This is a genomic window from Flagellimonas yonaguniensis (assembly GCF_029193885.1).
In the GTDB taxonomy this organism is placed as follows: Bacteria; Bacteroidota; Bacteroidia; order Flavobacteriales; family Flavobacteriaceae; genus Flagellimonas; species Flagellimonas yonaguniensis.
Map to the genome: position 1 here is coordinate 82,669 of NZ_JARFVB010000003.1, position 26,702 is coordinate 109,370.

General features: G+C 41.5%; 26 protein-coding genes and 1 other RNA gene. 16 read left to right on the forward strand and 11 right to left on the reverse strand.

The genetic code is table 11. The annotated features are described in order from the left end of the window. Positions 1 to 9 precede the first annotated feature (9 nt). The 3 genes from PY092_RS06670 (at position 10) to PY092_RS06680 (ending at position 3,960) form a co-directional block, all read left to right on the forward strand. Positions 10 to 1,050 carry a DUF368 domain-containing protein gene (locus PY092_RS06670; RefSeq protein WP_275615073.1) on the forward strand — a complete coding sequence of 347 codons (1,041 nt, stop codon included), beginning with the start codon at positions 10 to 12 and terminating at the stop codon, positions 1,048 to 1,050. Continuing rightward, positions 1,025 to 1,759 (forward strand): shikimate dehydrogenase family protein, encoded by a 735-nt coding sequence (locus PY092_RS06675; protein WP_275615074.1) that lies wholly within the window; start codon positions 1,025 to 1,027, stop codon positions 1,757 to 1,759. The genes PY092_RS06670 and PY092_RS06675 overlap by 26 nt, the downstream gene beginning before the upstream one ends. Positions 1,760 to 1,899: 140 nt before the next feature. Beyond that, entirely contained in the window at positions 1,900 to 3,960 is a 2,061-nt protein-coding gene (locus PY092_RS06680; RefSeq protein ID WP_275615075.1) for a DUF349 domain-containing protein, read from the forward strand. A gap of 63 nt (positions 3,961 to 4,023) precedes the next feature. Here PY092_RS06680 and PY092_RS06685 read toward each other — a convergent pair whose 3' ends face one another. Continuing rightward, entirely contained in the window at positions 4,024 to 4,449 is a 426-nt protein-coding gene (locus PY092_RS06685; protein ID WP_275615076.1) for a CBS domain-containing protein, read from the reverse strand. Positions 4,450 to 4,687: 238 nt separating this feature from the next. Here PY092_RS06685 and PY092_RS06690 point away from each other — a divergent pair, with 238 nt between their 5' ends. Beyond that, positions 4,688 to 5,941 carry a DUF7477 domain-containing protein gene (locus tag PY092_RS06690; protein ID WP_275615077.1) on the forward strand — a complete coding sequence of 418 codons (1,254 nt, stop codon included), beginning with the start codon at positions 4,688 to 4,690 and terminating at the stop codon, positions 5,939 to 5,941. A 9-nt stretch (positions 5,942 to 5,950) separates the two neighbouring features. Here PY092_RS06690 and rny read toward each other — a convergent pair whose 3' ends face one another. The 4 genes from rny to PY092_RS06710 form a co-directional block, all read right to left on the reverse strand. Further along, on the reverse strand, positions 5,951 to 7,522 hold the full coding sequence (gene rny / locus PY092_RS06695; protein WP_275615078.1) for a ribonuclease Y: 1,572 nt from the start codon (positions 7,520 to 7,522) through the stop codon (positions 5,951 to 5,953). A 52-nt stretch (positions 7,523 to 7,574) separates the two neighbouring features. Then, positions 7,575 to 7,684: non-coding RNA, 6S RNA (gene ssrS, locus PY092_RS06700), on the reverse strand. Positions 7,685 to 7,738: 54 nt separating this feature from the next. Then, positions 7,739 to 8,032 carry a cell division protein ZapA gene (locus tag PY092_RS06705; RefSeq protein WP_275615079.1) on the reverse strand — a complete coding sequence of 98 codons (294 nt, stop codon included), beginning with the start codon at positions 8,030 to 8,032 and terminating at the stop codon, positions 7,739 to 7,741. 14 nt (positions 8,033 to 8,046) lie between these two features. Next, the gene (locus PY092_RS06710; protein WP_275615080.1) at positions 8,047 to 8,337 is read right to left on the reverse strand and encodes a hypothetical protein; all 291 of its coding nucleotides are present in this window, start codon (positions 8,335 to 8,337) and stop codon (positions 8,047 to 8,049) included. Positions 8,338 to 8,504: 167 nt separating this feature from the next. Between PY092_RS06710 and PY092_RS06715 the strand changes: the two genes are divergently transcribed. Together PY092_RS06715 and PY092_RS06720 are read left to right on the forward strand one after the other, a co-directional pair. Further along, entirely contained in the window at positions 8,505 to 10,196 is a 1,692-nt protein-coding gene (locus PY092_RS06715; protein WP_275615081.1) for a M23 family metallopeptidase, read from the forward strand. Between the two features lie 126 nt (positions 10,197 to 10,322). After that, positions 10,323 to 10,970 (forward strand): hypothetical protein, encoded by a 648-nt coding sequence (locus PY092_RS06720; RefSeq protein WP_275615082.1) that lies wholly within the window; start codon positions 10,323 to 10,325, stop codon positions 10,968 to 10,970. On the opposite strand, the gene PY092_RS06725 is transcribed toward PY092_RS06720, so the two are convergent. After that, a complete protein-coding gene (locus PY092_RS06725; RefSeq protein ID WP_275615083.1) occupies positions 10,971 to 12,119 on the reverse strand; it encodes a cysteine desulfurase family protein in 1,149 nt (382 codons plus the stop codon). A gap of 109 nt (positions 12,120 to 12,228) precedes the next feature. Between PY092_RS06725 and PY092_RS06730 the strand changes: the two genes are divergently transcribed. Then, the gene (locus PY092_RS06730) at positions 12,229 to 12,750 is read left to right on the forward strand and encodes a hypothetical protein (RefSeq protein WP_275615084.1); all 522 of its coding nucleotides are present in this window, start codon (positions 12,229 to 12,231) and stop codon (positions 12,748 to 12,750) included. Here PY092_RS06730 and PY092_RS06735 read toward each other — a convergent pair. Continuing rightward, entirely contained in the window at positions 12,747 to 13,289 is a 543-nt protein-coding gene (locus tag PY092_RS06735) for a Smr/MutS family protein (protein WP_275615085.1), read from the reverse strand. The two genes, PY092_RS06730 and PY092_RS06735, sit on opposite strands and share 4 nt — an antisense overlap. 79 nt (positions 13,290 to 13,368) lie before the next feature. Here PY092_RS06735 and PY092_RS06740 point away from each other — a divergent pair, with 79 nt between their 5' ends. Genes PY092_RS06740 through PY092_RS06750 form a run of 3 tightly spaced genes read left to right on the forward strand, consistent with a single transcriptional unit; the run spans position 13,369 to position 14,349 of the window. Continuing rightward, positions 13,369 to 13,689: a DUF2752 domain-containing protein gene (locus PY092_RS06740; protein WP_275615086.1), complete on the forward strand. Its 321-nt coding sequence runs from the start codon at positions 13,369 to 13,371 to the stop codon at positions 13,687 to 13,689. 12 nt (positions 13,690 to 13,701) lie between these two features. Further along, positions 13,702 to 14,028, forward strand: a complete 327-nt coding sequence (locus PY092_RS06745; protein WP_275615087.1) for a CCC motif membrane protein — start codon at positions 13,702 to 13,704, stop codon at positions 14,026 to 14,028. 9 nt (positions 14,029 to 14,037) lie between these two features. Then, complete coding sequence (locus PY092_RS06750) at positions 14,038 to 14,349, forward strand: CCC motif membrane protein (protein WP_275615088.1); 312 nt, start codon at positions 14,038 to 14,040, stop codon at positions 14,347 to 14,349. On the opposite strand, the gene recQ is transcribed toward PY092_RS06750, so the two are convergent. Then, a complete protein-coding gene (gene recQ / locus PY092_RS06755; protein ID WP_275615089.1) occupies positions 14,346 to 16,547 on the reverse strand; it encodes a DNA helicase RecQ in 2,202 nt (733 codons plus the stop codon). The two genes, PY092_RS06750 and recQ, sit on opposite strands and share 4 nt — an antisense overlap. A 194-nt stretch (positions 16,548 to 16,741) precedes the next feature. Between recQ and PY092_RS06760 the strand changes: the two genes are divergently transcribed. From PY092_RS06760 to lptB, 4 genes are all read left to right on the forward strand, one after another. Continuing rightward, entirely contained in the window at positions 16,742 to 17,707 is a 966-nt protein-coding gene (locus PY092_RS06760) for a KpsF/GutQ family sugar-phosphate isomerase (protein WP_275615090.1), read from the forward strand. Further along, positions 17,707 to 18,546 carry a twin-arginine translocase subunit TatC gene (gene tatC, locus PY092_RS06765; RefSeq protein WP_275615091.1) on the forward strand — a complete coding sequence of 280 codons (840 nt, stop codon included), beginning with the start codon at positions 17,707 to 17,709 and terminating at the stop codon, positions 18,544 to 18,546. The genes PY092_RS06760 and tatC overlap by 1 nt, the downstream gene beginning before the upstream one ends. Beyond that, complete coding sequence (locus PY092_RS06770; RefSeq protein WP_275615092.1) at positions 18,539 to 18,883, forward strand: carboxymuconolactone decarboxylase family protein; 345 nt, start codon at positions 18,539 to 18,541, stop codon at positions 18,881 to 18,883. Before tatC ends, PY092_RS06770 begins: the two co-directional genes overlap by 8 nt. Positions 18,884 to 18,946: 63 nt before the next feature. Then, positions 18,947 to 19,687, forward strand: coding sequence for an LPS export ABC transporter ATP-binding protein (gene lptB, locus PY092_RS06775; protein ID WP_275615093.1), 741 nt, complete (start codon positions 18,947 to 18,949; stop codon positions 19,685 to 19,687). Here the strand turns inward: lptB and PY092_RS06780 are convergent. From PY092_RS06780 to PY092_RS06790, 3 genes are all read right to left on the reverse strand, one after another. Next, complete coding sequence (locus PY092_RS06780; protein WP_275615094.1) at positions 19,684 to 22,128, reverse strand: hypothetical protein; 2,445 nt, start codon at positions 22,126 to 22,128, stop codon at positions 19,684 to 19,686. The genes lptB and PY092_RS06780 overlap by 4 nt on opposite strands. A 218-nt stretch (positions 22,129 to 22,346) precedes the next feature. Further along, entirely contained in the window at positions 22,347 to 22,817 is a 471-nt protein-coding gene (locus PY092_RS06785) for a PH domain-containing protein (RefSeq protein WP_275615095.1), read from the reverse strand. Further along, positions 22,801 to 23,532 (reverse strand): CDP-alcohol phosphatidyltransferase family protein, encoded by a 732-nt coding sequence (locus tag PY092_RS06790; protein WP_275615096.1) that lies wholly within the window; start codon positions 23,530 to 23,532, stop codon positions 22,801 to 22,803. The genes PY092_RS06785 and PY092_RS06790 overlap by 17 nt, the downstream gene beginning before the upstream one ends. Positions 23,533 to 23,634: 102 nt before the next feature. Here PY092_RS06790 and PY092_RS06795 point away from each other — a divergent pair, with 102 nt between their 5' ends. Together PY092_RS06795 and PY092_RS06800 are read left to right on the forward strand one after the other, a co-directional pair. Next, positions 23,635 to 24,804: a lipoprotein N-acyltransferase Lnb domain-containing protein gene (locus PY092_RS06795; protein WP_275615097.1), complete on the forward strand. Its 1,170-nt coding sequence runs from the start codon at positions 23,635 to 23,637 to the stop codon at positions 24,802 to 24,804. A 21-nt stretch (positions 24,805 to 24,825) separates the two neighbouring features. Further along, positions 24,826 to 26,697, forward strand: a complete 1,872-nt coding sequence (locus PY092_RS06800; protein WP_275615098.1) for an ABC-F family ATP-binding cassette domain-containing protein — start codon at positions 24,826 to 24,828, stop codon at positions 26,695 to 26,697. Positions 26,698 to 26,702 lie beyond the last annotated feature (5 nt).

Genomic DNA, 26,702 nt, shown 5'->3' on the forward strand with positions numbered 1-26,702 from the left:
TCAGGTCCCATGCCGCAGCAACCTAGAACATTTCTGGATAATTTCTTCTTGGTCATAAAGGGCCTATGCATGGGGGCGGCCAATAAAGTTCCCGGTGTTTCGGGCGGTATAGTTGCTTTTGTCGCCGGTTTTTATGAAGAATTCATTTATTCCCTTCAAAAATTGAACTCCAAGGCGTTAAAATTGTTCTTTAATGGTAGGTTCAAAAGTTTTTTCCAGTACATCAATGCGAGATTTTTGGTTCTTTTGACTTTCGGGATGTTGGTCAGCTACTTTAGTGTTTCCCGGATTCTGGATTATTTTTTGGATCACAACGAACTTTTGGTCTGGGCAACTTTCTTTGGGATGGTCATCGGTTCCATTTACCACATAGGAAAAGATTTCTCGCCATGGAACCAACGCACCATTCCTGCGGGAATCATAGGGTTGATCATAGGAATATCCATCAGTTTTTTAAATCCCGCCAAGGAAAACGACAACTTGTTCTTCATCTTTTTTTGTGGCATCATCAGTGTTTCCGGAATGACGCTCCCCGGACTATCAGGATCATTTATTTTGATATTATTGGGCAATTATGTCCTGCTTCTGGTAGACTCTGTCAATGCACTCTATGATACATTTTCGGAGATTTTCTCTGGGGATTTCAGCTTCTGGAAGAATGAAGAGCGAATGCAAATCCTTAAAATTCTGGGTGTGTTCACCGTAGGCTCAGTAACGGGCCTGGTCACTTTTTCACATTTGTTGAGTTATGTTTTAAAGCACTTCAAAGCCACAACAACAGCGGTATTGTTAGGGTTCATCACAGGGTCTTTGGGCGTACTTTGGCCTTGGAAAAGAACCATTTTCAAGCTGGACGGAGCCGGGAACCCCTTATTGGATTCCAATGGGGATAAAATCATTCTCAATTACAAACGCCACTTACCATATATGGCAGAGGCAGAAACTTGGTGGGCCATACTTTTTATTTTAATGGGGATTTTGGTATTATTGATTTTGGATTGGTATGGCAACAACAGAAAGAAAAATGAAAAGGTTCGGACTACTCGGTAAAAACATCTCTTATTCTTTTTCACAAGGGTATTTTACCCAAAAATTCAAGGATTTAGGCCTAAAGGACCATAGCTACGAGAATTTCGACATTCAAAAAATAGATGAGTTCAAAAGTGTGCTCGCCCAAGATAACCTCAAAGGGCTGAACGTTACCATTCCCTACAAGCAGGATGTTATACCCTTTTTGGATGAATTGGATGAAAAAGCAGCAAAGATTGGAGCCGTAAACACTATTCAGTTTTCAGAAAAAGGTTTAAAAGGCTTCAATACGGATGCTTATGGGTTTCAAAAATCACTCGAACCTTTTTTAAGACCACATCATAAAAATGCATTGATCTTGGGAACAGGTGGTGCATCCAAAGCAGTTCACTTTGTACTGAATGAGCTGGGGATTGCCAATACTTTCGTTTCCCGTAGCAAAAAAGAGGGACAATATACCTACGGGGAACTAGATCAAAATATCATAGAAGAAAACACCTTGATCATTAACTGCACCCCTTTGGGAACCTATCCCAATATCGATGACAAACCTCAACTCCCCTACCAGCATATTGGCCCCGAACATGTATTGTACGACCTCATATACAACCCTTCAAAAACCAGCTTTTTAGCTTTGGGAGAGGCCAATGGGGCAACCATCAGCAATGGATTGAAAATGTTGGAACAGCAAGCCGAAAAGGCTTGGGAAATTTGGAACAACCCGAAATAAGAGACAATCGATATAGGGTTTACACCAATCCACACAACTATATTCTTTACCAAAAAGAAGAAACAATACTTTTGCTATTAGACAATTAAGTTGTTAAATTGGCTATAATTTTCATCAATCAATAGGTAAAAAAGCTACGAATGCAGGAAAATGATCGTAAACTTCAGCAAGCTGAAGGTGGTACAGAGGAAATATCGGAAAACACAAAAGGACATTTGGAAGAAGGTACCCCAACCGAACCAAAAGAGTCCAAAATCGTGACATCTGAAAATGAAGAGGAAAAAGAGCTTGAAAAGGATGTAGCTTCCGAAGCCAAGAAAGATGAAGAAAATCCTGAAAAGAAAGACGACTCCAACGAACATATAGACGAGATAGATGAATCCAACGCAGAGGATGCAGAGGATACCGACAACGAAAAGCGTCATACCATCCCCATGTTGGATTATCATTCCATGTCCATGGAAAACTTAGTTGGGGAATTGCAGCGATTGGTCAAAAACGAAAAAGTACAGGCCATCAACAAGCATGTGAGCTCAATTAAATATGAATTCGACCAAAAGTTCCATGATTTTCTGGATGAAAAGAAAGAAGAATTTATCTCCAAGGGTGGCAACGAGATAGATTTCAGGTACAATTCAGTGGCCAAAAGGCAGTTTAACGAGGTCTACTCCGATTACCGCGAAAAAAGGGACCAATACTACAAAAAATTGGACCAGTCCTTAAAAGACAATCTTCAAAAAAGGTTGAACATAATTGAGGAACTGAAAGGCCTTATAGATATCGAAGAGGACATCAACACCACCTACAACAACTTTAAGGACCTGCAGAACCGATGGAAAAATGCCGGACCAATCCCGCGTGCCAATTACAACGATGTATGGCGCACTTACCATCATCACATGGAAATCTTTTACGATTTTCTCCACCTAAACCGCGAATTGCGCGATCTTGACTTTAAGCACAATCTTGAAGAAAAACAAAAATTGGTGGAACGCGCAGAAGCCTTGGTCAATGAGCCAGATTTAAACAAGGCCTTTAGGGAGCTACAGACCCTCCACAAAATCTGGAAAGAGGACATAGGTCCCGTGGCCAAGGAGCACCGTGAAGATATTTGGGGCAAATTCAGCAATGCCACCAAGGCCATGCACCAACGTAGGCAAGATCATTTCCAAGAACTGGAAAAAGTCTATGAGAAAAACCTCGAGAAAAAACAGGAAATCATTGCCTCAATAGCACAAATAGCGGAGAATGTCGCGGATAACCACCGAGGCATCCAACAGCAAATAAAAGAAGTGGAAGCCCTTAGGGAATCATTCTTCAAAGCGGGAAGAGTGCCCCAAAAGGTAAACGAGGAGACTTGGAGCCATTTTAAGGACACCGTTCGTAAATTCAACAGGACAAAGAACGCTTTCTATAAAAATCAGAAAAAAGAGCAGCAGAAAAACCTTGAAAAGAAAAAAGAGCTCTTGGAATTGGCCGTTTCTTTAAAGGATAGTGATGACTGGGCCGAGGTTACCCCGCAAATGAAGCGCATACAAAGGGACTGGAAAAAAATCGGCCATGTGCCCCGAAAGTATTCCGACAAAATATGGAAAGAGTTCAAAGACGCCTGTAACCATTATTTTGACCGTTTACATGCAGAAAAGAATGAGTCCCACCAAGAAGAATTCGAGAACTTTAAGAAAAAAAGCGAGTGCCTTGACCGCTTGAAAGAATTCCAATTAAGTGGCGACAAGAAAAAGGATATCGAGGATCTTAAAGCATTCTTGGCCGAATGGAAAAAATACGGACGTATCCCGTACAACAAAAAACACATCAACAGTAAGTTCAATAAAATTGTGGACGCCCTCTTCAAGAAGTTGGGAATCGCCAAACAGCAATCGGAACTGCTCAAATACGGCAACAAGGTACAGGAATTGGCCAAAACTGAGGATAACTACGCCATTGGCAACGAACGTGTTTTTGTAAAACGTAAAATCGATGAAGTAAAATCGGAAATCCGTCAGTTGGAGAACAATCTTCAGTTTTTCTCGAATGATTCCGAGGACAATCCTTTAGTGAAAGAGGTCATCAATAAATTGGACAAGCAAAAAGAAGCCCTTCAAACTTGGAAAGAGAAAATGAAGAAGCTCAACATTCTTGAGCATAAACTCAATAAAGAGTCCGAGGAGGAAGGAAGCGAGAGCAACGAAGAGGAATAGAAATCAACTTACCGTAAAAATTAAAGGGCCGCTATAACCAACGACCCTTTAACATCTTTCCTTTCAAGGTTCGATACATTCCAGTAAATAGTTGATTAAATCCGTAGTGGTAACAATCCCCACTAATTTGCCGTTATCCACCACGGGCAATGCATGAAACTCCCTTTTTGAAAGAAAACGTGCCACATCCCCAATAGATGTTTTGGATGCTACACTTACCACATCGTTGACCATAACCTGCGGAATAGTAAACATATTATAAACAATGGTATCCACATATTCCTCGTGCTCGTCCACGGCATCCGCAAAACTGATTCGCAATAAATCCGTATAGCTCAACATCCCCACAATAGATGAGCCTTCCACAACGGGAATATGCCGAATACGATGTTTTTTAAAGAGCCGCTCAGCGGTCACCAAATCATCTTTAGTGGTAAGCGTAACCAACTTTTTGGTCATTATTTTAGAAACGGGCACACTATTTTTCATCACTTCAGTGTTTGACAATTACTAGAATGAAATTACCCCAATTCCAATTGGAAAAATATGATAATTGTCAGCTATGGTATTTGTTCATAACGCTTGGAGTATAGAACAAGTGATTTCACAATTGACCAAATACAAGTGTTCACAATCTTTTTTTGACCATACACCTCATTTTTTTGCTTTTTCTTCATTTTAGTGACACTTTTAATCACTGAATTAAGATACCATCCAACCAACCACCATGAAACACTTTTTAGTTTCCCTATTGATTTTATGCGCTGCCATTTCTGGATATTCACAAAGCTATTATGAAACCAGTTGGGTAAGTGGGGATGTAAAGTATACCGCCCTTGTTATTTTTTATGAGAAAAGCGAAGCCTTGGTGCGTGTAAAGTATTATGCCAATGGCTCAGATAAACTAGCCAGTTATGCCTGTACCTATAAAAACTTCACAAAGTCGGATGGTACCTCAGACAATTATTTGGATGGTAGTGATGCATATATTGTCCGTGGACCATCAAACTCCAGTTATAGTGCGGACAATTTTTATTTTCATGTAAAGGAAAATGGCACCTCATACGAAGCATATACAGCTGATGACAATGCTTTTGATGGAGGGGATTTCACACAATCCATGAAACCAATGCTATACTGGGTGGAATTAAATCCCACAGCAATGACCAAGGGCTATCTGGATGATTATTTCGAAGAAGACGAATCACTTTTCCAATTACTGGTCTATTTGAACAAAGGCGAAATATCCTATCCCACAGAAAACAATGCGGTCACCGTACTTGCCAATGGTGTGGACGGGGAGTCGGTTTGGGCCGCTGTGATGGACAACACCAGCAAGGCACCCTATTCAGAACAGAAAATCAAAAAATCGCATGAATTCCCTAGCGAATGGATCAAACAGCAATGGGACGAAGGTCTCAACATATCAGCTTTTGATTATGATGAAAGTAAAAATCAGTTTGTTGTTCTCATGAGCAAAGGAAATGCACTACAACCTCAATCTTGGAAAAAATCGGACACCTTCCCGAATGATTGGGTCAGTGAAAAATGGAAAGAGGGTTACTATATTACCTCCATGACAAATGGTAATGGAAATTGGTACTTGGCCATGAACAAAAACACAGGGTATCAAAACCAAAAATGGAAGACCAGCCAGGACATCCCAAGAGATTGGATTATTGACAACTGGAATGAAAACCATGCGATTACCTCTGCAACTTACGGTAATGGACTTTGGGCCTTGACCATGACCAGAGGTTCCACTCTTGGGGCACAATCGTGGAAAACGGAAACTGCATATCCCTTTGATTGGATCAAGGAACGGGCCGATAAGGGGTATTCCATTACCACAATAACTTATGGGGATGGCATGTGGCTTGTAGTCATGTCAAAAAATACCACCAATACCACGAACAGGTCCAGTAGCCAATATCGGGACATCCCAATAAATTGGATTTTGCAAAATACTTCGGATTACTAGTTCAATAGTTTACTTGGCAACATTTACCGATCGTGTCTCACGGATGACTGTAACCTTTACCTGACCCGGGTAGGTCATATCGGTCTGTATCTTTTGTGAGATTTCGAAAGACAGTTCGGCAGCCTTATCATCGTTGACCTTTTCGCTTTCCACAATTACACGAAGCTCCCTACCTGCTTGAATAGCATAGGCTTTCTGCACGCCATTGAAACCGAAGGCGATATCCTCCAAATCCTTCAAACGTTGGATGTAGGAGTCCAAAACCTGTCTTCTTGCTCCAGGTCGTGCCCCACTGATGGCATCACAAACTTGGACTATCGGGGAAATCAAAGTGGTCATCTCTATTTCATCATGGTGAGCTCCTATGGCATTACAAACCTCGCCTTTTTCACCATACTTCTGCGCCCATTGCATTCCCAAAATAGCGTGTGGTGTTTCCACTTCCACTTCTGCCATGGGCACCTTACCAATATCGTGAAGCAATCCGGCACGTTTCGCCAATTTAGGGTTAAGGCCCAATTCAGCGGCCATTACGCCGCAAAGTTTGGCAACTTCCCTTGAGTGTTGCAACAGGTTTTGTCCATAAGAGGAACGATACTTCATTCTACCTACCGCTTTGATCAACTCTGGGTGCAATCCATGGATTCCCAAATCAATTACGGTACGCTTTCCAATCTCTGCTATTTCTTCATTGATTTGCTTTTCGGTCTTTTTCACTACCTCTTCAATACGGGCAGGATGAATACGTCCATCGGTCACCAATCGGTGCAGGGACAATCGGGCGACTTCCCTTCTCACGGAATCAAAACAGGATAGGATTATGGCTTCCGGGGTATCATCGACAATGATCTCAACTCCCGTGGCAGATTCCAAAGCACGGATGTTCCTACCTTCTCTACCAATGATTCGTCCTTTGACATCATCTGACTCCAAATTGAATACGGACACACAGTTTTCCACTGCTTCCTCAGTTCCGATACGTTGGATGGTATTGACCACGATTTTTCGTGCCTCTTGCTGTGCGGTAAGCTTTGCTTCTTCCAAGGTGTTTTGAAGATAGGCCATGGCATCGCTCTTGGCGGTCTCTTTTAACGACTCCAGTAATTGTGCCTTTGCATCCTCTGCAGAAAGTCCTGAAATCACTTCCAACTGTTGGACTTGGCTCTTGTGCAACTTCTCGACCTCGGCCTGTTTTTTATCGAGTATCTCACTTTTGTACTCGACATCCTTTATTTTCTGTTGATATTGATCGTTCAGTTTTTTGTTCTTGGCCAGTTCGCTGCTCACTTGGGATTCTTTGTCCCTAGTGCGCTTTTCTGCCTCGGCAATTTTTTTGTCCTTATTGATGATAACCTTTTCATGTTCCGCCTTCAACTCCAAAAACTTCTCCTTGGCCTGAAAAATCTTATCCTTTTTGATGCCCTCACCTTCTTTCTTCGCCTCTTTAATGATATCAGCTGCATCTTTCTTTGCATTGGCAATGGTCTTGGATGCCTTTCCCTTCTCCATCATCTTGGCAATTGCGAATCCTATTGCCAGCCCTACAACGGCTGCGACAACAATTAATATGATATTATCCATGTTTGATCGTGTTTAGTTAAAAAAAAAGCCCACATCGGAAGAAGTTTTGTACAAACTCCAAAATACAGGTTTAGGGCTAACAGACTGATCAAGGATCCCTATACAAGTAGGGCCTGCTTTTACAGCCTAAACTCACCCTTTCTAATTATATTAGTGTTGAGTTTGTCAAAAATTAATTACCAATGTGGGCAGTAACAATATTTTATTTAAAAGAACTTATTCCCCAATTTTGGAATGAACCAATTCGTCCAATGCCCTTAGTCGCTGCATGGCAGCCTCAGCATTTTCCGAACGATCTATTCCACCTTGCTCAATTTTGGAAGCAAATTGTAAGGCACACATGGCCAATACATCCTGCTTGTCCCGAACGGCATAGTTTTGCTCAAACTTTTTTGCCAGATTTTCTATGTTCTTGGCTGCTTTGCGCAACCCTTCCTCTTGCTTGGGGTCAATCGTCAAAGGATATACCCTATCAGCAATGGAAAGCTTTATTTTGAGCTTCTCGTCCATAATCTCGGTACCAGTTAATCCGCCAACTTGGCTATGCAAACATCAAGTTCGCGAATCAATGTATTTATCTTGAGCTTAGCTTCTGTTTTACTAGTATTACTACCCAGCATCGTATTTGCCATTTTCAGGGAATCGTATTTCTCCTCCCATTCGCTGAGCGCTTTCAGCTGAATTTCGTTTTCTTCCTTTTGGACTTCCAATTCCTGTTTTAACTTGGCATTGAGTTGGTGCAACAGCTCCATTTTGTGCAGCAGTTTGCTCACCTTGTTCTCCAAAGAATCCACAATCTCAACAAGTTCGCTCATATATGCAAACAACAATACGTATTACACAAAGTTAACCAACCTCGTACAACCTCGCAATACTTTTAAGATTTATTCTTAAAGCGTAGCTTGAAGTCTTTCGGTTCTCTTAAATCCTTTTCTCAAAACAAAACATTGGTTACTTTCGTAAGGAATTATTGAATTTTTATATGCGCAGCAACTTTTTATTGGCCCTATTTTTTATTGCATTCCAACTATCCGCCCAAAAAAAATATCCCCAAGATGCTTTTCGTTCCCCTTTGGATATTCCTTTGGTTCTGGCTGGAACTTTCGGCGAACTTCGGTCCAACCATTTTCACTCGGGAATGGACATCAAAACACAACAACGGGAAGGACTGCCCGTATTTGCCATAGGCGATGGAACAGTAACGCGCATCAAGGTTTCTCTTTGGGGGTATGGCAAGGCACTTTATGTGGCCCATCCCAACGGATACACCTCAGTATATGCCCACCTGCAAAAATTTGGGCCAGAAATAGAGGAATACGTTAAAAAAGTTCAGTACCAAAAGCAATCCTACGAAGTGGAAATGTTCCCTGATTATGGCGAACTCAAAGTAAACAAAGGCAATACCATTGCCTATTCGGGCAACACAGGCGGTTCGGCAGGACCCCACCTTCATTTTGAAATACGCAACAGTGTAAATAGTAAACCCACGAATCCTCTACTTTATGGGTACGAGGTCCGGGATGCCACCGACCCAACTTTGCTGGGGCTCTATGGATATCCGTTATCCGAGAATGCCTTGATCAATCAAAGCGCCAAAAAAATCCAACTGAATTACACCAGACAATCAGATGGTTCTTTTTTGGCAGATAAAGTAATCGCTTCTGGAACCATAGGTTTCGGCATCAACACTTTTGACCGTTTAGATATGGCAGCCAACAAAAATGGGGTGTACGCCATCAAGCAATCTGTGAACGGCAGAACTTATTCCGAGTTTGATTTTGAGACTTTCTCCTTTGGAGAAACCCGATACATCAACACCCTTATTGATTATGCTCATTTTTACGACCACAGACAACGTATCCAAAAGTGCTTTAAAGAACCGTACAACCATTTGAGCATTTACAAATCACTTTACAACGATGGAAAAATAAAAGTGGAAGAAGGGATGTCCTACAACGTGGAATTGCTCATTTCGGATTTGGAGGGCAACACCACAAAATTGATTATTCCAATAGAAGGAAAACGGGAAGAGGAAAAAATCGCCAAGGATGACATGACCACCGAAAATTTTGTCGTTGCCACTAAACCCAACAATTTTGACTTGGGGGCTGCCAAAGTGTATTTTCCCGCCAGCACCTTTTATGAAGATTTTTTCATCAATCTGGAAAAAGGGAACGACACCATCACGATACACAATAATAGCATAGCCGCCCATCGAAATTTCACCATTAGCTTTGACCCTTCAAAATACTCGGCGGAAGACAGAAAACAATTGTTCATAGCCCACTTGGACAGCAAAATGCGGCCTTCCTACTCCAAAACCTACAAACGGGACGGCTCCTTTACCACCCGAACCCGCACATTGGGCACATACACCTTGGTAAAGGACAGCGTGGCACCCCAGATAGGACCAAAGAACTTTAAGGAAAAGCAATGGTTGAGCAATTACAACTACCTCAGTCTTTCCATTTCGGACGACTTGAGCGGTATTGATTCCTATTCCGCCACCTTGAACGGAAAATGGATTTTGATGGAGTACGAACCAAAGACCAATACGATAACCTATGATTTTGATGACAACGTGACCGATGAAACAGAATGTGAACTTAAAGTTACGGTTACGGACAATGTGGGCAACTCCACCACCTATACAAGCACTTTTTTCAGGAAATAGCATTACTTTTGCACACGGAAAACCAGCCTGGCCAATATACGGCCTGTTTTTTGTATAATCCTAAGAATCAATCATTCCAAAACAACCTTAGCCATAGACCATAAGTGTTGAATTAAAATTTGATTAATGAAAAAAATCGTCTTTGTTTTTGTTCTTCTCACCTCTGCCCTAGTAATGGCCCAAAAGAACATTTATGAGAGCATAAGGTTTGATGAGTATACCGAGCACCACGAAATATTGGCAATCATACCCTTTATCGCACATTTGGAACTGAAAAAATCCGTGGACCACGATGACCTGAGTGTTTTGGCGAAAAAGGAAGGTTACGCAGTTCAGAATGCATTGGAAACCTATTTTTCCAGACGGAAAAAGCGAAAAAAGTTCAACGTGGATTTCCAGAACATCATGAACACCAACGCTATTTTAACGCAAAACAATATCAACTACGATAATATTGACACCTACACCACACAGGAATTGTGCAAAATTCTGGAGGTGGATGGGATTATCAGCGGCAACCTTAACCTCAACATTTTACTTTCCGAAGGGGTACCCACTGATTTCAGTATTCTGGATTATTTTAGTGGCAATGCCAACTATGGCCGAATCGGTGTAAAAATAAGCGATGGCGATACCGGAAAACTTCTTTGGAAGTACGAGAACGAAATTTCCAAGAAAACAGGTAAAAACACCACGGAACTCATCGATAAGATGATGAAGACCGCATCCAGAAAGTTTCCTTATGATAGGGAAAAAAGAAGGAACAGAAATTAATCAACTGTTCGCAAATTCCTTCAAGACCTCAACGGCATAGTCCAGCTCTTCCTTGGTATTGTACATGGAAAAAGAAAAGCGCAGACTGGGCTTCTCCAATTCCTCTCCTGTCAAAATCTCGTTGAGCACATGCGATCCTTGGTTGCTCCCTGATTGACAAGCACTTCCTTTGGAACAGGCAATTCCCTTCATGTCCAAATGGAACAACAGCATCAAGCCTTTCTGTTTGTCAAAAGGTAAACGAATATTGGCCAAGGTATAGGTGCTCTTCTCCAAATTACCCGAAAGCCCATTGCATTCCGCCCCTGGAATTTCCTCCAGGACCCTATCCACAAAATACTCTTTAAGCTCCTTGACAGCTTTTGTCTCTTCATCCAAATGCTCATAGGCCCTTACAAAAGCTTCCTCTAACCCAACAATGTTATGGAAAGGTTCGGTACCCGCCCTAAAGCCTCTTTCTTGTGCACCACCGACAATCAATGGCTTTAATCCGGAATTTTTGCGAATGAAAGCAAACCCGATTCCTTTAGGGCCGTGAAATTTATGGGCGGCCGCTGTCATGAAATCAACATTTACGGCTTGCACGTCCCAAGGATAGTGTCCTATGGATTGGACTGTATCGGAATGGAAAAGTGCGCCATTTGCTTTGCAAAACTCCCCAACCGCAGCAATATCGGTAATGTTCCCAATCTCGTTGTTCACGTGCATCAGGCTTACCAACTTTTTGGAATCGTCCTTCTTGAGCAATTCCTCCAAATGTTTAAGATCAGGATTACCTTGTTCGTCCAAATTCACATACCAAAGATTGATATTGTACTCTTTCTCAAGCTCCTCAACGGTATGCAATACAGCGTGATGCTCAATTTTGGATGTGATAATGGCCTCAATTCCCAAATCCCTCACAGCACAACGTAAAATCATGTTATCAGCCTCAGTTCCACCAGAAGTAAAGATGATTTCGGAAGGTTGTGCATTCAAAGTTTTGGCGATGGTTTTCCTTGCTTGTTCCACGGCGGTCTTGGCCGACCTTCCAAAACTATGGGTGGAAGATGGGTTACCGTAATGCTCTGCCAAAGCTTGTTGCATTCGTTCAATCACTTCTTGTCTTACCTGCGTAGTTGCAGCGTTGTCCAGATAGACTTTTTGCATTTTTGGGTCACTTTTTAACAGGTGCAAAAGTACGTGAAATAAAGTTAATTTCTTTTAAACTATCTCTAAGGATTAGGGTATTAAAATGGATTTGCTTTAAATTTGGCACATGAGAAAAATTATCCTTTCAGTTTTTGTTTTGGGCACCATCTTTTCTTGCAGTGATGGCGACCTGCAGATAGAGACCATCGACTTTGACAGTGTTTCCCTTCAGTATTGCTCCAATCCCGTGAGAAACGCAAAAAATCTGATGTTCAAAATAAATGAAAGCGAAGCCCTGATTTTAGAATTGCAAAACGGTGCCTTGAACAATGGCGTTGTCGGGGATACCATAATCACGGAAAGTACGGTTCCCAATCAATCCCAAATCACATACAGGGTGTTCTCCGATGCTGTGGACGACGATTATTTCTGCGATGATATTCCCGTGGTGGACCCAACCGTAATCCAAGAAGTCGTAGCGGAAGACGGATTGGTAATCATTGAGACCATGCTCGCTGAAAGCGATAGTACCCTTTTTGCACACAGCATTAGCCTTAGCGGGATTTCATTTGTTACCGGAAATGGAGAGCGTATTACCAACTTGGCCATAAGCGAGTTTGGTGAAGTAACCACCGACGTCCCCAACTAACCATTCTGATAAATATAGACTTCAGTAGCTCCCAATCCATACTTTTGGTAATCGGCATCATAGAATTTCACATTATCATACCGATTGAACAGGTAGCGTAGTTCTTCTTTCAGGACACCTTCGCCCACTCCGTGGATGAACACCACTTTTTGGATGCGTTTTCGTATAGCAAAATCCAATTGCCTCTTTGCCGTATCCAATTGAATGTTGAGCATATCAAAATTGCTCATGCCCTTACTGGATTTCACTAGTTGGTGTATATGCAGATCCACTTCCATTTTTGGGGCACTTCTTTCTTTGGGTTTTATGGTCGGTGCCTTTCTTTTTTTAGGGATTTCCTTTTCTTTTTTGATTTGGGACACTTCGTAATTGCTAACAGAAATATCCCCCTCTATTTTGACAAGATCATCAGCAGAAAAATGCATCGGGAAGCCATCATCAGTAATCAGGGTTATCCCATCCCCGTCCACTTTTTGTACAATGCCCGAAATGGCTTCGTCCAATACTTCTGCCCTATCCCCTACTGAAAATTTGCCCATAATCGATTTCTAAGGTAAAAATGATGTAAATATTAAACCCGAATACAAAAATAATAGTATTTTCGGGCTCGTACAGACTATGATGCACCCAACACTGACCATATCTGCAATTAATTTAGAAGATTATATGCTTCCGTGCCTCAACAAGCAACTTCTGGGAATAGACTGCCCAGGATGTGGCTTACAGCGCTCTGTGGATTTGTTGTTGCACGGTGAGTTTGTTGCTGCTTTTCAAATGTATCCAGCTATTTATCCCATATTAATGCTCCTTGCGTTTTTGGTAACAAGTAGCTTTACAACAATCAAATATTCCCAGAAAATAAAAATGGCTCTTGTAGTAATGACTGCTGGTACCATCATAATAAGTTACATCCTAAAAATGAACAACCTTTTTAATTAAAAACTTAAAATTATGGAACAACAAAAACTTCCAAACGCTACCCTGATAATGGTATTCGGCATCATTTCGATTGTAACGTGTTGCTGCTACGGTGTCATCGGGCTTATTTTCGGAATCATTGCTTTAATCTTGGCCAACAAAGCATTGAAACTGTATGCTGAAAATCCAGAAATGTACGAAGGTGTCCAAACTGTGAAAACAGGTAGAATACTTGCCATCATTGGACTTGTACTGAATATCTTAGCTCTTGCATATATGATTTGGGCCATTTCTTACTTTGGATGGGACACCCTTCAAGATCCGCAGAAAATGCAAGAAATTCTTGAACAATATCAATAAGAAAATCTTATGAGCCAACAACCCTTACCTGGGGCAAGCACCGTGTTGACAATGGGGATTCTCTCCATTGTCGGCACTTTGATATGCTGCGGTCCTTTTGGTGCCATTTTTAGTATTATCGGATTGGTAAAAGCTAAGACCACCACACAATTGTACCAAACAAGCCCAGAAAGTTATACCGATTTCAGCAATGTGAAAACAGGTAAAATATTATCCTACATTGGATTGGCCTTATCATTGGTCTATTTGGTGCTCTTTATCCTTTATTTTGGATTTATAGTAGCCATGATCACAACAGGAGAATTGGGTGGCGAATTTTAATTCGCCACTTCACTTATAAATTTAAGGCGGTACAAACGAAGTTCTTCATCCTCGTAGTCGCCTTCGAATTCTTCTACGGCTGCAGAGATGGAATCGGTTTCGGCCTCCAAGAAATAATCGTGGATTTCCTCTTGTTGATCCTCATCCAAGATTTCATCAATCCAATAGCCAATGTTCAGCTTGGTTCCACTGAACACGATTTGCTCCATCTCCTTGATTAGCTCTGGCAACTCCAACCCTTTGGCGGAAGCAATATCATCCAATGCCAATTTCCTGTCCACACTTTGAATCACATACAACTTTAAGCCTGAATTGGCCCCTGTACTTTTTACCACAAGGTCATCCGGCCTTGTAATATCGTTTTCTTCCACGTATTTGGAAATCAAATCCACAAAGGCTTTTCCATATTTTTTGGCCTTGCCCTCTCCAACACCTTGAATATTGAGAAGTTCCTGCATGGTCACAGGGTATTTTAGGGACATATCCTCCAATGATGGGTCTTGGAAAACCACAAAAGGTGGCACCTCTCGCTTTTGAGCCTCTTTTCTTCTGAGGTCACTCAGCAATTTCAATAAGTTTTCGTCCGCTACAGCTCCATTGGATTTCTCTGCGACCACAATATTTCCCGAATCATCTTTGGAGTAGACATGATCCTTGGTCATCATAAAGGACTCTGGGTTTTCGAGGTATTTTCTTCCCTCTTCGGTCAGATGGAGGATTCCGTAGCGTTCGATTTCCTTTTTGAGGAGGCCAGCAACCAAAACCTGTCGCGTCAATGCCATCCAAAATTCCTTATCCTTGTCCTTACCTATCCCAAAAAAGGGTTTTTCATCAGTTTTATGGGAAGATATCATGGCATTGGTCTTACCCACCAAAACCCTGACAATTTCCTTGGTTTTGAATTTTTCCATGGTATCCCGCACCACACTCAAAAGCTTGACCACATCTTCCTTGGCCTCTTCCTTAGGTTTAGGGTTTCTGGAATTATCGTCCATATCGGCCCCTTCGCCGTTTTTATCATCAAAATCTTCCCCGAAATAGTGCAATATGAATTTTCTACGGGAAATGGATGTCTCGGCATAGGCCACTATTTCCTGCAACAGTGCATTCCCAATCTCTTGCTCGGCCACGGGTTTCCCAGACATGAACTTCTCCAGCTTTTCCACATCTTTGTAGGCGTAGTAGGCCAAACAATGCCCTTCGCCCCCATCACGACCGGCTCGTCCAGTTTCCTGATAGTAACTTTCGATACTTTTCGGAATATCGTGATGGATCACAAAACGAACATCGGGTTTATCGATTCCCATACCAAAGGCAATGGTGGCCACAACCACATCCACCTCTTCCATCAGAAACATATCCTGATACTTGGAACGGGTCTTCGCATCGAAGCCAGCATGATAGGGAACGGCACTTACTCCGTTAACTTGAAGTACTTGGGCCAGTTCTTCGACCCTTTTTCTGCTCAAACAATATATGATTCCGGATTTTCCTTGATTTTGTTTTACAAAACGGATGATGTCCGCATCAACATCCTTGGTCTTGGGACGTACCTCGTAAAATAGATTGGGCCTGTTAAAGGACGCCTTGAAAACCTTGGCATCCGTCATCCCCAAATTTTTAATGATATCCTCCTGCACCTTGGGCGTAGCGGTTGCCGTGAGCCCTATAATCGGAATATTCTCCCCTAATCTGTTGATGATGCCACGAAGATTTCTATACTCGGGCCTGAAATCGTGTCCCCATTCCGAAATACAGTGTGCCTCATCCACCGCTACAAAGGAAAGCTTGATACCTTTTAGAAAATCAACGTTTTCTTCCTTGGTCAGGGATTCCGGAGCTACGTAAAGTAACTTGGTGACACCATTGGTAATATCCTCTTTTACCTGTTTTACCTCTGTTTTGGTCAAGGAAGAGTTCAAGACATGGGCAATACCATGCTGTTCAGAAATGCCACGAATGGCATCCACTTGATTCTTCATTAGGGCTATCAGTGGGGAAACAACAATCGCAGTTCCTTCTTTCATAAGGGCGGGCAATTGATAGCAAAGGGATTTCCCCCCGCCCGTCGGCATGATCACAAAGGTATCGTTGTCGTTGAGTATATTCTGGATCACACCTTCCTGTAACCCTTTGAACTTTGAGAAACCAAAATATTTTTTGAGCGAGGAATGCAAATCAGTGTTCGTTAGGCTCATTTCCGCATTTTTCAATTAATAACAAGCAGCCTAAAAGGCAGTTGAAGCTTTTATTTTAACCAATCAATTACAGAAGAATCTATTCTCACTTCCATAATAGTCTGTAAAAGATAGTTTGATTAGTTTTGTAATCTTAAATATAAGACATTCTTTTAGGAATACAATCAGTTAATCAGTTTATTACTTATAATACTTTGAGCGACATTAAGTCAATTTTAAACATAGCAAAACGGACCCTCGAGATCGAGAGCAAGGCCGTAGCGAATTTGATCGGTCTTTTGGACAACCAATTTGCACATGCAGTGCAACACATTTTAGAATCCGACGGAAGAGTCATTGTTTCCGGTGTCGGAAAGAGTGCCATAGTGGCCTCCAAAATTGTGGCAACATTGAACTCAACGGGGACGCCGGCCATATTTATGCATGCTGGTGATGCCATTCATGGCGACTTGGGCACCATTCAACAAAGCGATGTGGTCATCTGTTTATCACAGAGCGGGAACACCCCAGAGATCAAAGCTTTGCTTCCATTGATCAAAGTGGGCAACCACAAGCTTATCGGTATCACTGGGAACATGGACTCCGTATTGGCCAAGCAGGCCGATTTTGTTCTGAACACCTACGTGGAAAAAGAAGCATGCCCCAATAATTTGGCACCTACCACCAGTACATCGGCACAAATGTCCATGGGCGATGCACTTGCCATTTGCCTTTTGGAACTAAAGGGATTCAGCAGTTCGGATTTTGCCAAGTACCACCCCGGTGGCGCTTTGGGAAAGAAACTATATTTGCGTGTCGCCGACATTGTGGTGAACAATCAAAAGCCGCAAGTGGATATCAATGCCAAGGTAAAGGACGTGATCATTGAGATATCCGAGAAAATGCTGGGCGTTACCGCTGTACTGGACAAAGACAAAGTTGTGGGTATTGTAACCGACGGCGATGTGCGAAGAATGTTGAGCAAATACGATAATATCAGTGGACTTACCGCAAAGGACATTATGACCTCCAACCCCAAGACAATAGATGTGGACACGTTGGCCGTAAAGGCACTAAAGCTGTTGCAGGAAAAGAGCATATCCCAGTTATTGGCATTTGATGGCGATACCTACGCGGGCGTGGTCCACATCCATAACCTTATAAACGAGGGAATCCTATAATGGCTAAAAAAGAGAAAAAAAATCCAGATGAAATGTCCTTTTTGGACCATTTGGAAGAATTACGTTGGCATTTGGTACGCTCCACGTTGGCAGTTGTGATCATTGCCTGTATGGCCTTTGTATTCAGGGGCTTTATTTTTGATACGATATTGTTCGGTCCCAAGAACATGGACTTCCCTACTTATCAGTTCTTTTGCAACATTGGGAAGTTCTTCGGGGTGGATTCCGAATTTTGTGGTGATACAATCCCGTTTACCATTCAGAGCAGATTGATGGCAGGACAGTTTTCCGCACATATCTGGACCTCCATTTGGGCAGGTGTCATTCTTGGGTTCCCCTATATTTTGTGGGAATTGTGGAAGTTCATCAGTCCAGGGCTTTATGAAAACGAAAGAAAACATTCCAAAGGGTTCATCATTACAGCCTCGGGCTTGTTCTTCCTTGGTGTACTTTTCGGATATTACATCGTTGCCCCATTATCCATCAACTTTTTGGGATCGTACCAAGTAAGTAAGGAAGTATTGAATGAAATCGACCTAGCTTCCTATATCGGAACCGTAAGGGCTTCCGTAATCGCCTGCGGTATCATGTTTGAATTGCCCATTGTTATTTTCTTTTTGACCAAAGTCGGGTTGGTAACTCCAGAAATCTTGAAGAAATACAGAAAAATAGCATTGGTGATCATTCTGATACTATCCGCAATCATTACACCTCCGGATATAACCAGTCAAATCATTGTCTGTATACCCGTACTTATTTTATATCAGGTAAGTATTTTTATTTCTAGAATGGTGGTTAGAAAAGAAGAAAGAAAAGAGAAAGCAAGAAAAAATGCCTAATAAAGTAGAAGAGTTCAATGCCTATCGTGCCAAGATGAACGATAAGCTGCTTGCTGAGAACAACAAGCTGATCAAACGCATATTCAATCTGGACACCAATGCTTTCATGGAAGGCGCCCTGGATGTCAAGACCAAGGAATTGTTGGGATTGGTAGCCTCTGCGGTGCTACGCTGCGATGACTGTGTAAAATACCATCTGGAAAGTTGCAAGAAAGCAGGCGCCAATAAAGAAGAGGTAATGGAGACCCTTGGCATAGCCACTTTAGTGGGAGGAACCATAGTAATCCCCCACTTGCGTCGCGCCTATGAGTATTGGGAGGATTTGGAAGAAAGCTAAGCTTAAAAAAATCCAAAAGACCATACGCTAGACCAAGAATATGTTTAGTTTTGGCAAATTCCTATGAAGCTACGCGCAGAAAATATAATGAAGGCCTACCGTGGCCGAAAAGTTGTTAAAGGCATTTCCCTCGAGGTCAATCAAGGTGAAATCGTTGGGCTGTTAGGTCCCAATGGAGCCGGAAAGACCACGTCTTTTTATATGATCGTTGGTTTAATCAAGCCCAATGGCGGTAATATTTACTTGGACGGCACCGATATTACCAGCTTCCCTATGTACAAAAGGGCACAGCACGGTATCGGTTATTTGGCACAAGAAGCATCCGTCTTCCGAAAATTGAGCATTGAGAAAAACATCTTGAGCGTGCTACAGCTCACCAATTTGAGCAAAAAGGAGCAGCACATGAAGATGGAGTCCCTGATTGATGAGTTCGGTTTGGGGCATATCCGCAAAAACCGAGGTGATTTGCTATCCGGAGGTGAACGTCGACGCACCGAGATTGCCCGAGCCTTGGCCACCGACCCTAAGTTCATTTTGTTGGACGAACCCTTTGCAGGGGTTGACCCCGTAGCGGTGGAGGACATTCAGCGTATTGTGGCCCAGTTGAAGAACAAAAACATCGGTATTTTGATTACCGACCACAACGTGCAGGAAACCTTGGCCATAACTGAACGCTCCTACCTTATGTTTGAAGGTGGCATCTTAAAAGCAGGCATCCCAGAGGAACTTGCCGTGGACGAAATGGTAAGAAAAGTGTACTTGGGACAAAACTTTGAGCTACGTAAAAAGAAACTTGACTTTTAGTTAGACGTAGCTGTGTCCAATATTTTAATGTCAGAGAATACATTCCCGTTCTCTCCCATTCCCTCTATCACAACCTTTAATTTGTCATAACCGTAGTTGGGGATTTTAAATTTATAGCTGTTATTCTTATCTATCCATACCAATGGCTCCCAATGAATCAACCCGAAGTTCTCAAAAGCCAAATCCCTAAATGAAGTAAACTCTGGGTTATAAAATTCCTTTTGCTTCTCGAACCCCTTGTCCACTTTAAATACAAAAGATTTTCCAGCTATAAAATCTTGGCCCGGTGAGAGATTTAATTCCTTCCCTCGTCTTGTAAAAATATATATCGTTTCCTTGAAAGCCGATCTTGCACCCATATACCTGGATAATTTATCTATATAAAAGCTTTCCACCTGTGTTAAGGGCATCTTGTAAAGTACATCCAAATTCAGTTGCAAGACATCATCCAAAAAAACATTAACCCCAGCACCGCGCCGTGATCTTATTTTGACCCTGCTAATGAATTCATTGCTGCCGCCATCGTATGCCTGAAGTTCTTCCAATACCTCATAGCCTTTAGATCTTAATAGCTCTCCAAAAGTATTAAACGTTGAGGCTAATTCTTTATCTACGACTGTAATTTTATTTGCCAAATATCTAGGAACCCGCAAATTATTTCTTGCTTCTTTCTCTATTTTACGTTGCTCAGTAACAGTAATATTATCTAAAGCAATGACCGTCCCCTCTGTGCTTAATTCAGGTAATTCAAAATCATTATTATCTCCATATACGATACTATTGACCCTGTCAAACATATTTACCTTCTCATAGCTGGAAACATCTATTTCCTCCTCGAGAAAATAGGCGTTTGATAAACGGGCGTACATATTCAGTTTGGATAATTTTCCCCGACTATTCTTCTTGGAGAAGAAAATACTTTCCCCATTAATTGGGTAGAAATTGGTTACCAAAAATTTACGTTGGCCGGATGATAACTTTATTTCTGTTGGCTCATGCTCAATCGATTTGTGGATTAAAATATTGTCTTTCTTCAAATCTTCATTTAAAAAACCATATAGGTTCAATCCATATATAGGGTTATGCGTCGTTTTAAACTCCTCTCCATTCACTATCTCATGCCAATTATACCTGCTCCAACCTTGAGTAAGCAAAAGTAGATCCATCTCATACTTTTTCTGACTGTTGACATCTCTGAAATAATAGCCAGCATTATCGATAGCACCCTTTACATACGGTCTAAGGTAAAATTGTTCGTATATATCACTCCTCCCACCATAAACCTTTGTGTTTACCGGTAAAACCGACACACTAAGACCCATAGCCTGTTGAGCTTTAGAGTTTATTGTGATTTCCAAATCGTCATTTGATTGTATAGCGTAATCTATATCGGTTTCAACTCTATTCCTCCCTATCCCTTTCCACACAAAGAATTGTCTCTCTTCTATGGGGCTGCCTTTTTCGTCAAATAAGGTAAGGATATTCACACCCTTCATCAATTTGGTCTTATCAAAATAGGTTGTATATCTTTTAGAGTTTTTTGATAACAAGATTGGTTTGGATATGACTTCTCCATCCTTGTGCAAAACCAAATTGGTTTTAACTTCCCCGTCCTCCAATGCTAAATCATTGGCTTGAACTTCTACCAAAACTTGATTCTTATAAGGATTGTCCAACACATTTAGATTGATTCCTTTGGGATAAATCATAGGTACTCTCATACGAACTTCATCTCCAGAAGGCATTTTAACTTTGGTGAAATAAATAACATCCAAATCAGGTGTGATTTCAAATTTACCTAGACCACGGCTATTGGTTTCTGTCAATGCTACTTGTTTCCCTAGCTCATCAACAATTTTAATATTCTTCAACTGCAAAGGCCTATTCATATGGTCAAGGGCTTTGACTCCCACGATATTTTTTATACCAGCTACCAGATTACCTCCCTCAGGTAGAAACTGAAAATCAATTTTTTCCAAATGTTGTGAACTCCCTTTGACTTGAAAGTCTGATTTAACCACCAAAAATTCTTTTAAGAATGAATTTCCGTCATTGAAATTTCTCATCCAATTGGTTTTTGCTTTCAAAAAATAACGCCCGTCAGCAAAAGTTGAATCTACTTTTACACTTCCCTTAAAATAGCCATCATTTAAATAATAAAGCTGTTCCTTTTTTAAGACACCCGTACTATCATATACCCCTACATTGATTGTTTTTGAAATTTTTGATGGTTTAGCGTTTTTTTGATCGTACAGGTAACCTTTGAACCATATTTCTTCCTCTGGAAGAAATATATCCTTACTCACATGTAGGTACACTACCTCTCTAGGTGCTTGAAAATATTCTTGGCAACTATCTTCTATTTGGTTTTGGGCCTTCAGTAAATTAATGGTCATCAATAGCGACAATACGCATAGTAATGATTTGTGTTTTAGCATCATGCATGGTTTAATGGTTTTTTCGGGGAACACCTGCTTTTCTAAAGATACATAAATATACCCGTTGTACGTTTTTTCTTGTATTTGGCACCAATTTTAAAGAAGACCAACATCACTTATTCCAAAAGAAACGATTTCAAAAAACGCAACGGTAATGAGTGAATGAATGAATTGAAAGCGATATGACGATAACTGTAAGGACCAGATGGAAAAAATTTGAACTATAAGCCCCCCTTGTTTTTCTTTTTTAGCTCAACCTGAATGGATGGCGACAACCGTTTCAGGTGTTCAATAAAGTTCATTTTATCTTTCGGAGAAATAACGGTGCTGCTGTATTTCCCATAATAAACTTCCAAACGATCAAGAGAGGCTGCCGGGGAACTTAGCGGATTGTTTGACTCAACTATCCTTGTGATATCTTTAATGGGAACACTCTTTTTAATGAAAAAAAAGGTGGTTACTGTCAAAACATCATCGGTAACTTCATAAGAAATCGAGAAAAATAGAGCTACAAAAGCGAACATGATTCCAAACTGGACAATTACCTCCGTCAAACTGCTTTTCTCAAAAGAGACAACAATTCCTATCCCAAAAATCAAAATAAAGGGAATAAGCAACTCCAATCCTACCTTGGATGGATAAACAACACTGTTGGTAGTACCTTCCTGTTTAAAGTTATTCGGCTTTTCCATTCCCATTGATTAAAGACATCAAAATATAAGCAAAAATAATAACAGGTATTGCTAAAAAGCGCAAGGTCAAAAGCAATACCAGGCTACCAATAATAAATAAATAACGGATTCCATTATCCTTAAAGCTCCAATTCTTAAACTTTAAAGCGAATAGTTTAATGGGAGAATTCAATAAATACGAACTCAAAACCGTCAAAATGACCAAAAACCAAGGGTTTAGGATGATGTTGTTCAATACTTCATTGTTGTGGTACAGGAGAATCATGGGCAACGACAGGATCAAAAGCGCATTTGCTGGTGTTGGCAATCCCACAAAAGAAGATACTTGATCCTCGTCCACATTGAACTTGGCCAATCTATAGGCCGAAGCCAACGTAATGGCAAAGCCAACAAAAGGCAACAATGTAAGCTCAGTATCGTGTCCAATAAAACCTAAGTTCCATCCACCCCTTTCCGCCATGCTCAGCAACTGGAACATAACCACACCCGGTACCAGACCGCTCGTAATCACATCGGCCAACGAATCCAATTGGATTCCAATCTCGCTTTGCACATTTAAAGCACGCGCCACCAAACCATCAAAAAAATCAAAGAAAATCCCGATGAACACAAAAAGCGCAGCCCACTCCAAATGATTGAGTACCGCAAATACCGTGGCAATACAACCACTTAAGACATTGAGCAGGGTTAAAAAATTTGGAATATAGGACTTCATGCAACTAAGATTTCCGTAAAAATAAAGGAAAAATTAAACTGTGTGCAACGGATGGTAGGTCGAGTCGTTTTTATTCTGATATTTGTCCTGATAAAAATCAGAATGAGACGAAAGCCCCATCTATTATTTTTTTGCTTCATTATCGGGAACTTTCTTTTTTCCCAAGCCCCACATCTCACGGAAAACTCTAAAGTAAGCTTGCTTACCTGTGCTGCGGGCGACGAGCTTTATTCCGCCTTCGGCCATAGTGCGTTCCGTGTACAAGACCCCGCACTGGGCATTGATGTCGTCTACAACTATGGCACTTTCGACTTCAACCAGCCTAATTTCTATTTGAATTTCACGAAAGGAAAGATGATCTATTCCCTTTCCCGTAGAAATTTTGAGGGTTTCCTGTACGAGTACGAATTGGAAAAAAGATGGGTAAAAGAACAGATTCTGGACCTCAATCTGAAACAACGCAACCAGTTTCTCGCTTTTTTTGAAGAAAACTATCTCCCTGAAAACAGGGATTATCTCTACGACCCCTTACTGAACAACTGCTCCAGTATTACAGGCGATATTTTAAAAGAACAATTTGGCAATGCCATCGTTTTTGATGGTTCACATCTTGAGAAACAATATACGTTCCGACAACTGGTGCGTCAATTTATGGATGTAAATACATGGTCCATGTTCGGAATCGATTTAGCCTTTGGTTCGCCAGTGGACAGAAAGGCTACTGTACAGGAGCACATGTTTTTGCCCTATTATGCGATGGAGCAACTGCGAAACACTACTTTGAACGGAAAATCTTTGGTAAAACGGGAGCGCACCATTTTGGATTACAGTGAACATACCCAAAAAGGCTTTTTCCCCCTCTCTCCTTTATTTTGGTTTTTGATGTTGATGGCTTTTACGGCCATCATCACGTATTTTGATTACATACACAAAGCGCGTAGTCGTTGGTTGGACTTTTCACTATTATTTATAACAGGATTGGCAGGCACTTTTTTATTCTTGCTTTGGGTAGCGGCCGACCACACTTCCACCCCAAATAATTTCAATGTTTTATGGGCATTCCCAGTAAATGCAATTGTTGCCTTTGCTTTGCTGTTCCAAGATAAAGTGCCACAATGGGCACCAAAATATCTGTGGGCAGCTTTGGGACTGATGGCCATCGTGCTTTTACTTTGGATAATTAAGGTCCAGATTTTTTCTCCTGTGCTTATTCCGTTACTTTTGACGCTGGCTATTCGATACCTGTACATCATCAGGTATTCCAAGTTATAAGTTGGCCCATAAACAACACCCATGAACTTATTAACGGTCGAAAACATATCAAAATCGTATGGGGAGCTAGTGCTCTTCTCCGATATTTCCTTTGGAATCAACAAAGACCAAAAGATAGCCCTCATTGCCAAAAACGGAAGCGGCAAAACCTCCATTCTCAACATTATGTCAGGAAAGGACACTTCTGAAACTGGCCAAGTGACCACACGCAAGGGCATCAAAATTTCATTTTTGGAACAAGAACCCGACCTCAACCCGAATTTGACCATCGAGGAGACCATTTTTACCACAGACAATGAAATCCTGAAGGTAATCGCCAACTACGAAAAAGCGGTTGAGAATCCAGAGAACACGGAACAATACCAAAAGGCTTTCGAGGCCATGGAACGACTCAACGCATGGGATTTTGAGACACAGTACAAACAAATACTTTTCCAATTACAGCTTTCCAAGCTCGATGCGAAGGTCAGTACACTCTCGGGAGGACAAAAGAAACGTTTGGCCTTGGCCAATGCGCTACTCAACAAGCCAGATTTGTTGATTCTGGATGAACCCACCAACCATTTGGACCTTGAAATGATCGAGTGGCTGGAAGCATACTTTGCCAAGGAAAGCATTACCCTTTTCATGGTAACGCACGACCGTTATTTTTTGGATAGGGTCTGTAATGAGATATTGGAGTTGGACAACAACCAACTATACACCTACAAGGGCAATTATTCCTATTACCTGAACGAAAAAGAGGCCCGATTGGAACGTGAGGCCGTAGAGCAGCAAAAGACCAAAATGCTGTACAAAAAAGAGTTGGATTGGATGCGCAGACAACCCAAGGCCCGTACCACAAAATCCAAATCTCGCATTGATGACTTTGCCGAGATAAAAAAGCGTGCCCATCAAAGACGGCAAGAGCACGAGGTGCAGTTGGAACTGAACATGGAACGCTTGGGCAGCAAGATTTTGGAGCTTCACAATATCTCAAAATCCTATGGGGACAAAACCATCTTGGACAAGTTCGATTACAACTTTACCAAAGGTGAACGTGTGGGCATTATCGGAAAAAACGGAACGGGAAAATCCACTTTTTTGAACATCATCACTGAACGAGAAAATGTGGAAGGTGGAAAGGTAGTGGTCGGCGATACCGTAAAATTTGGCTACTACACCCAAAAGGGAATCCCTGATAAAGAAGGCCAAAAGGTTATTGATGTCATTCGCGAGTTCGGAGATTACATTCCCTTGAAAAAGGGGAGGCAAATTTCTGCCCAGCAACTATTGGAGCGTTTCCTTTTTGACCGTAAAAAGCAGTACGATTTTGTTGAAAAATTGAGCGGAGGGGAACGCAAACGACTGTATTTATGTACCGTACTCATTCAAAATCCCAACTTCCTGATTCTGGATGAGCCTACAAACGATTTGGACATTGTTACCCTGAACGTGCTGGAAAGTTTTTTGCTCGATTTTCCAGGTTGCTTGATTGTGGTCTCGCACGACCGTTATTTTATGGACAAAATCGTGGATCACTTGTTTGTGTTCCGAGGGGAAGGAGTTATAGAAGATTTCCCGGGCAACTATTCCGATTACCGAAGCTACGAGACCAGCAAAGTCATCGAGGAACGGGAAAACAAGACCTCCTCTTCAGAAAAAACGGAAAACAACTGGCGGGACACCAGTGGGGGCAAACTTTCCTATTCTGAGCAAAAGGAATACAAACAATTGGAAAAGGACATTCAAAAACTGGAAGAGAAAAAAGTAGTACTCCAGAACAAGTTCACGGACCCTGAACTGGATGGAGATGAAATTGCCAACCTTTCCATTGAACTGAAAGAGGTAACCGATGCCATCGAGGAAAAAACAGAGCGCTGGTTTGAGCTTTCTTCCATTTTAGAGGGATAAAATTG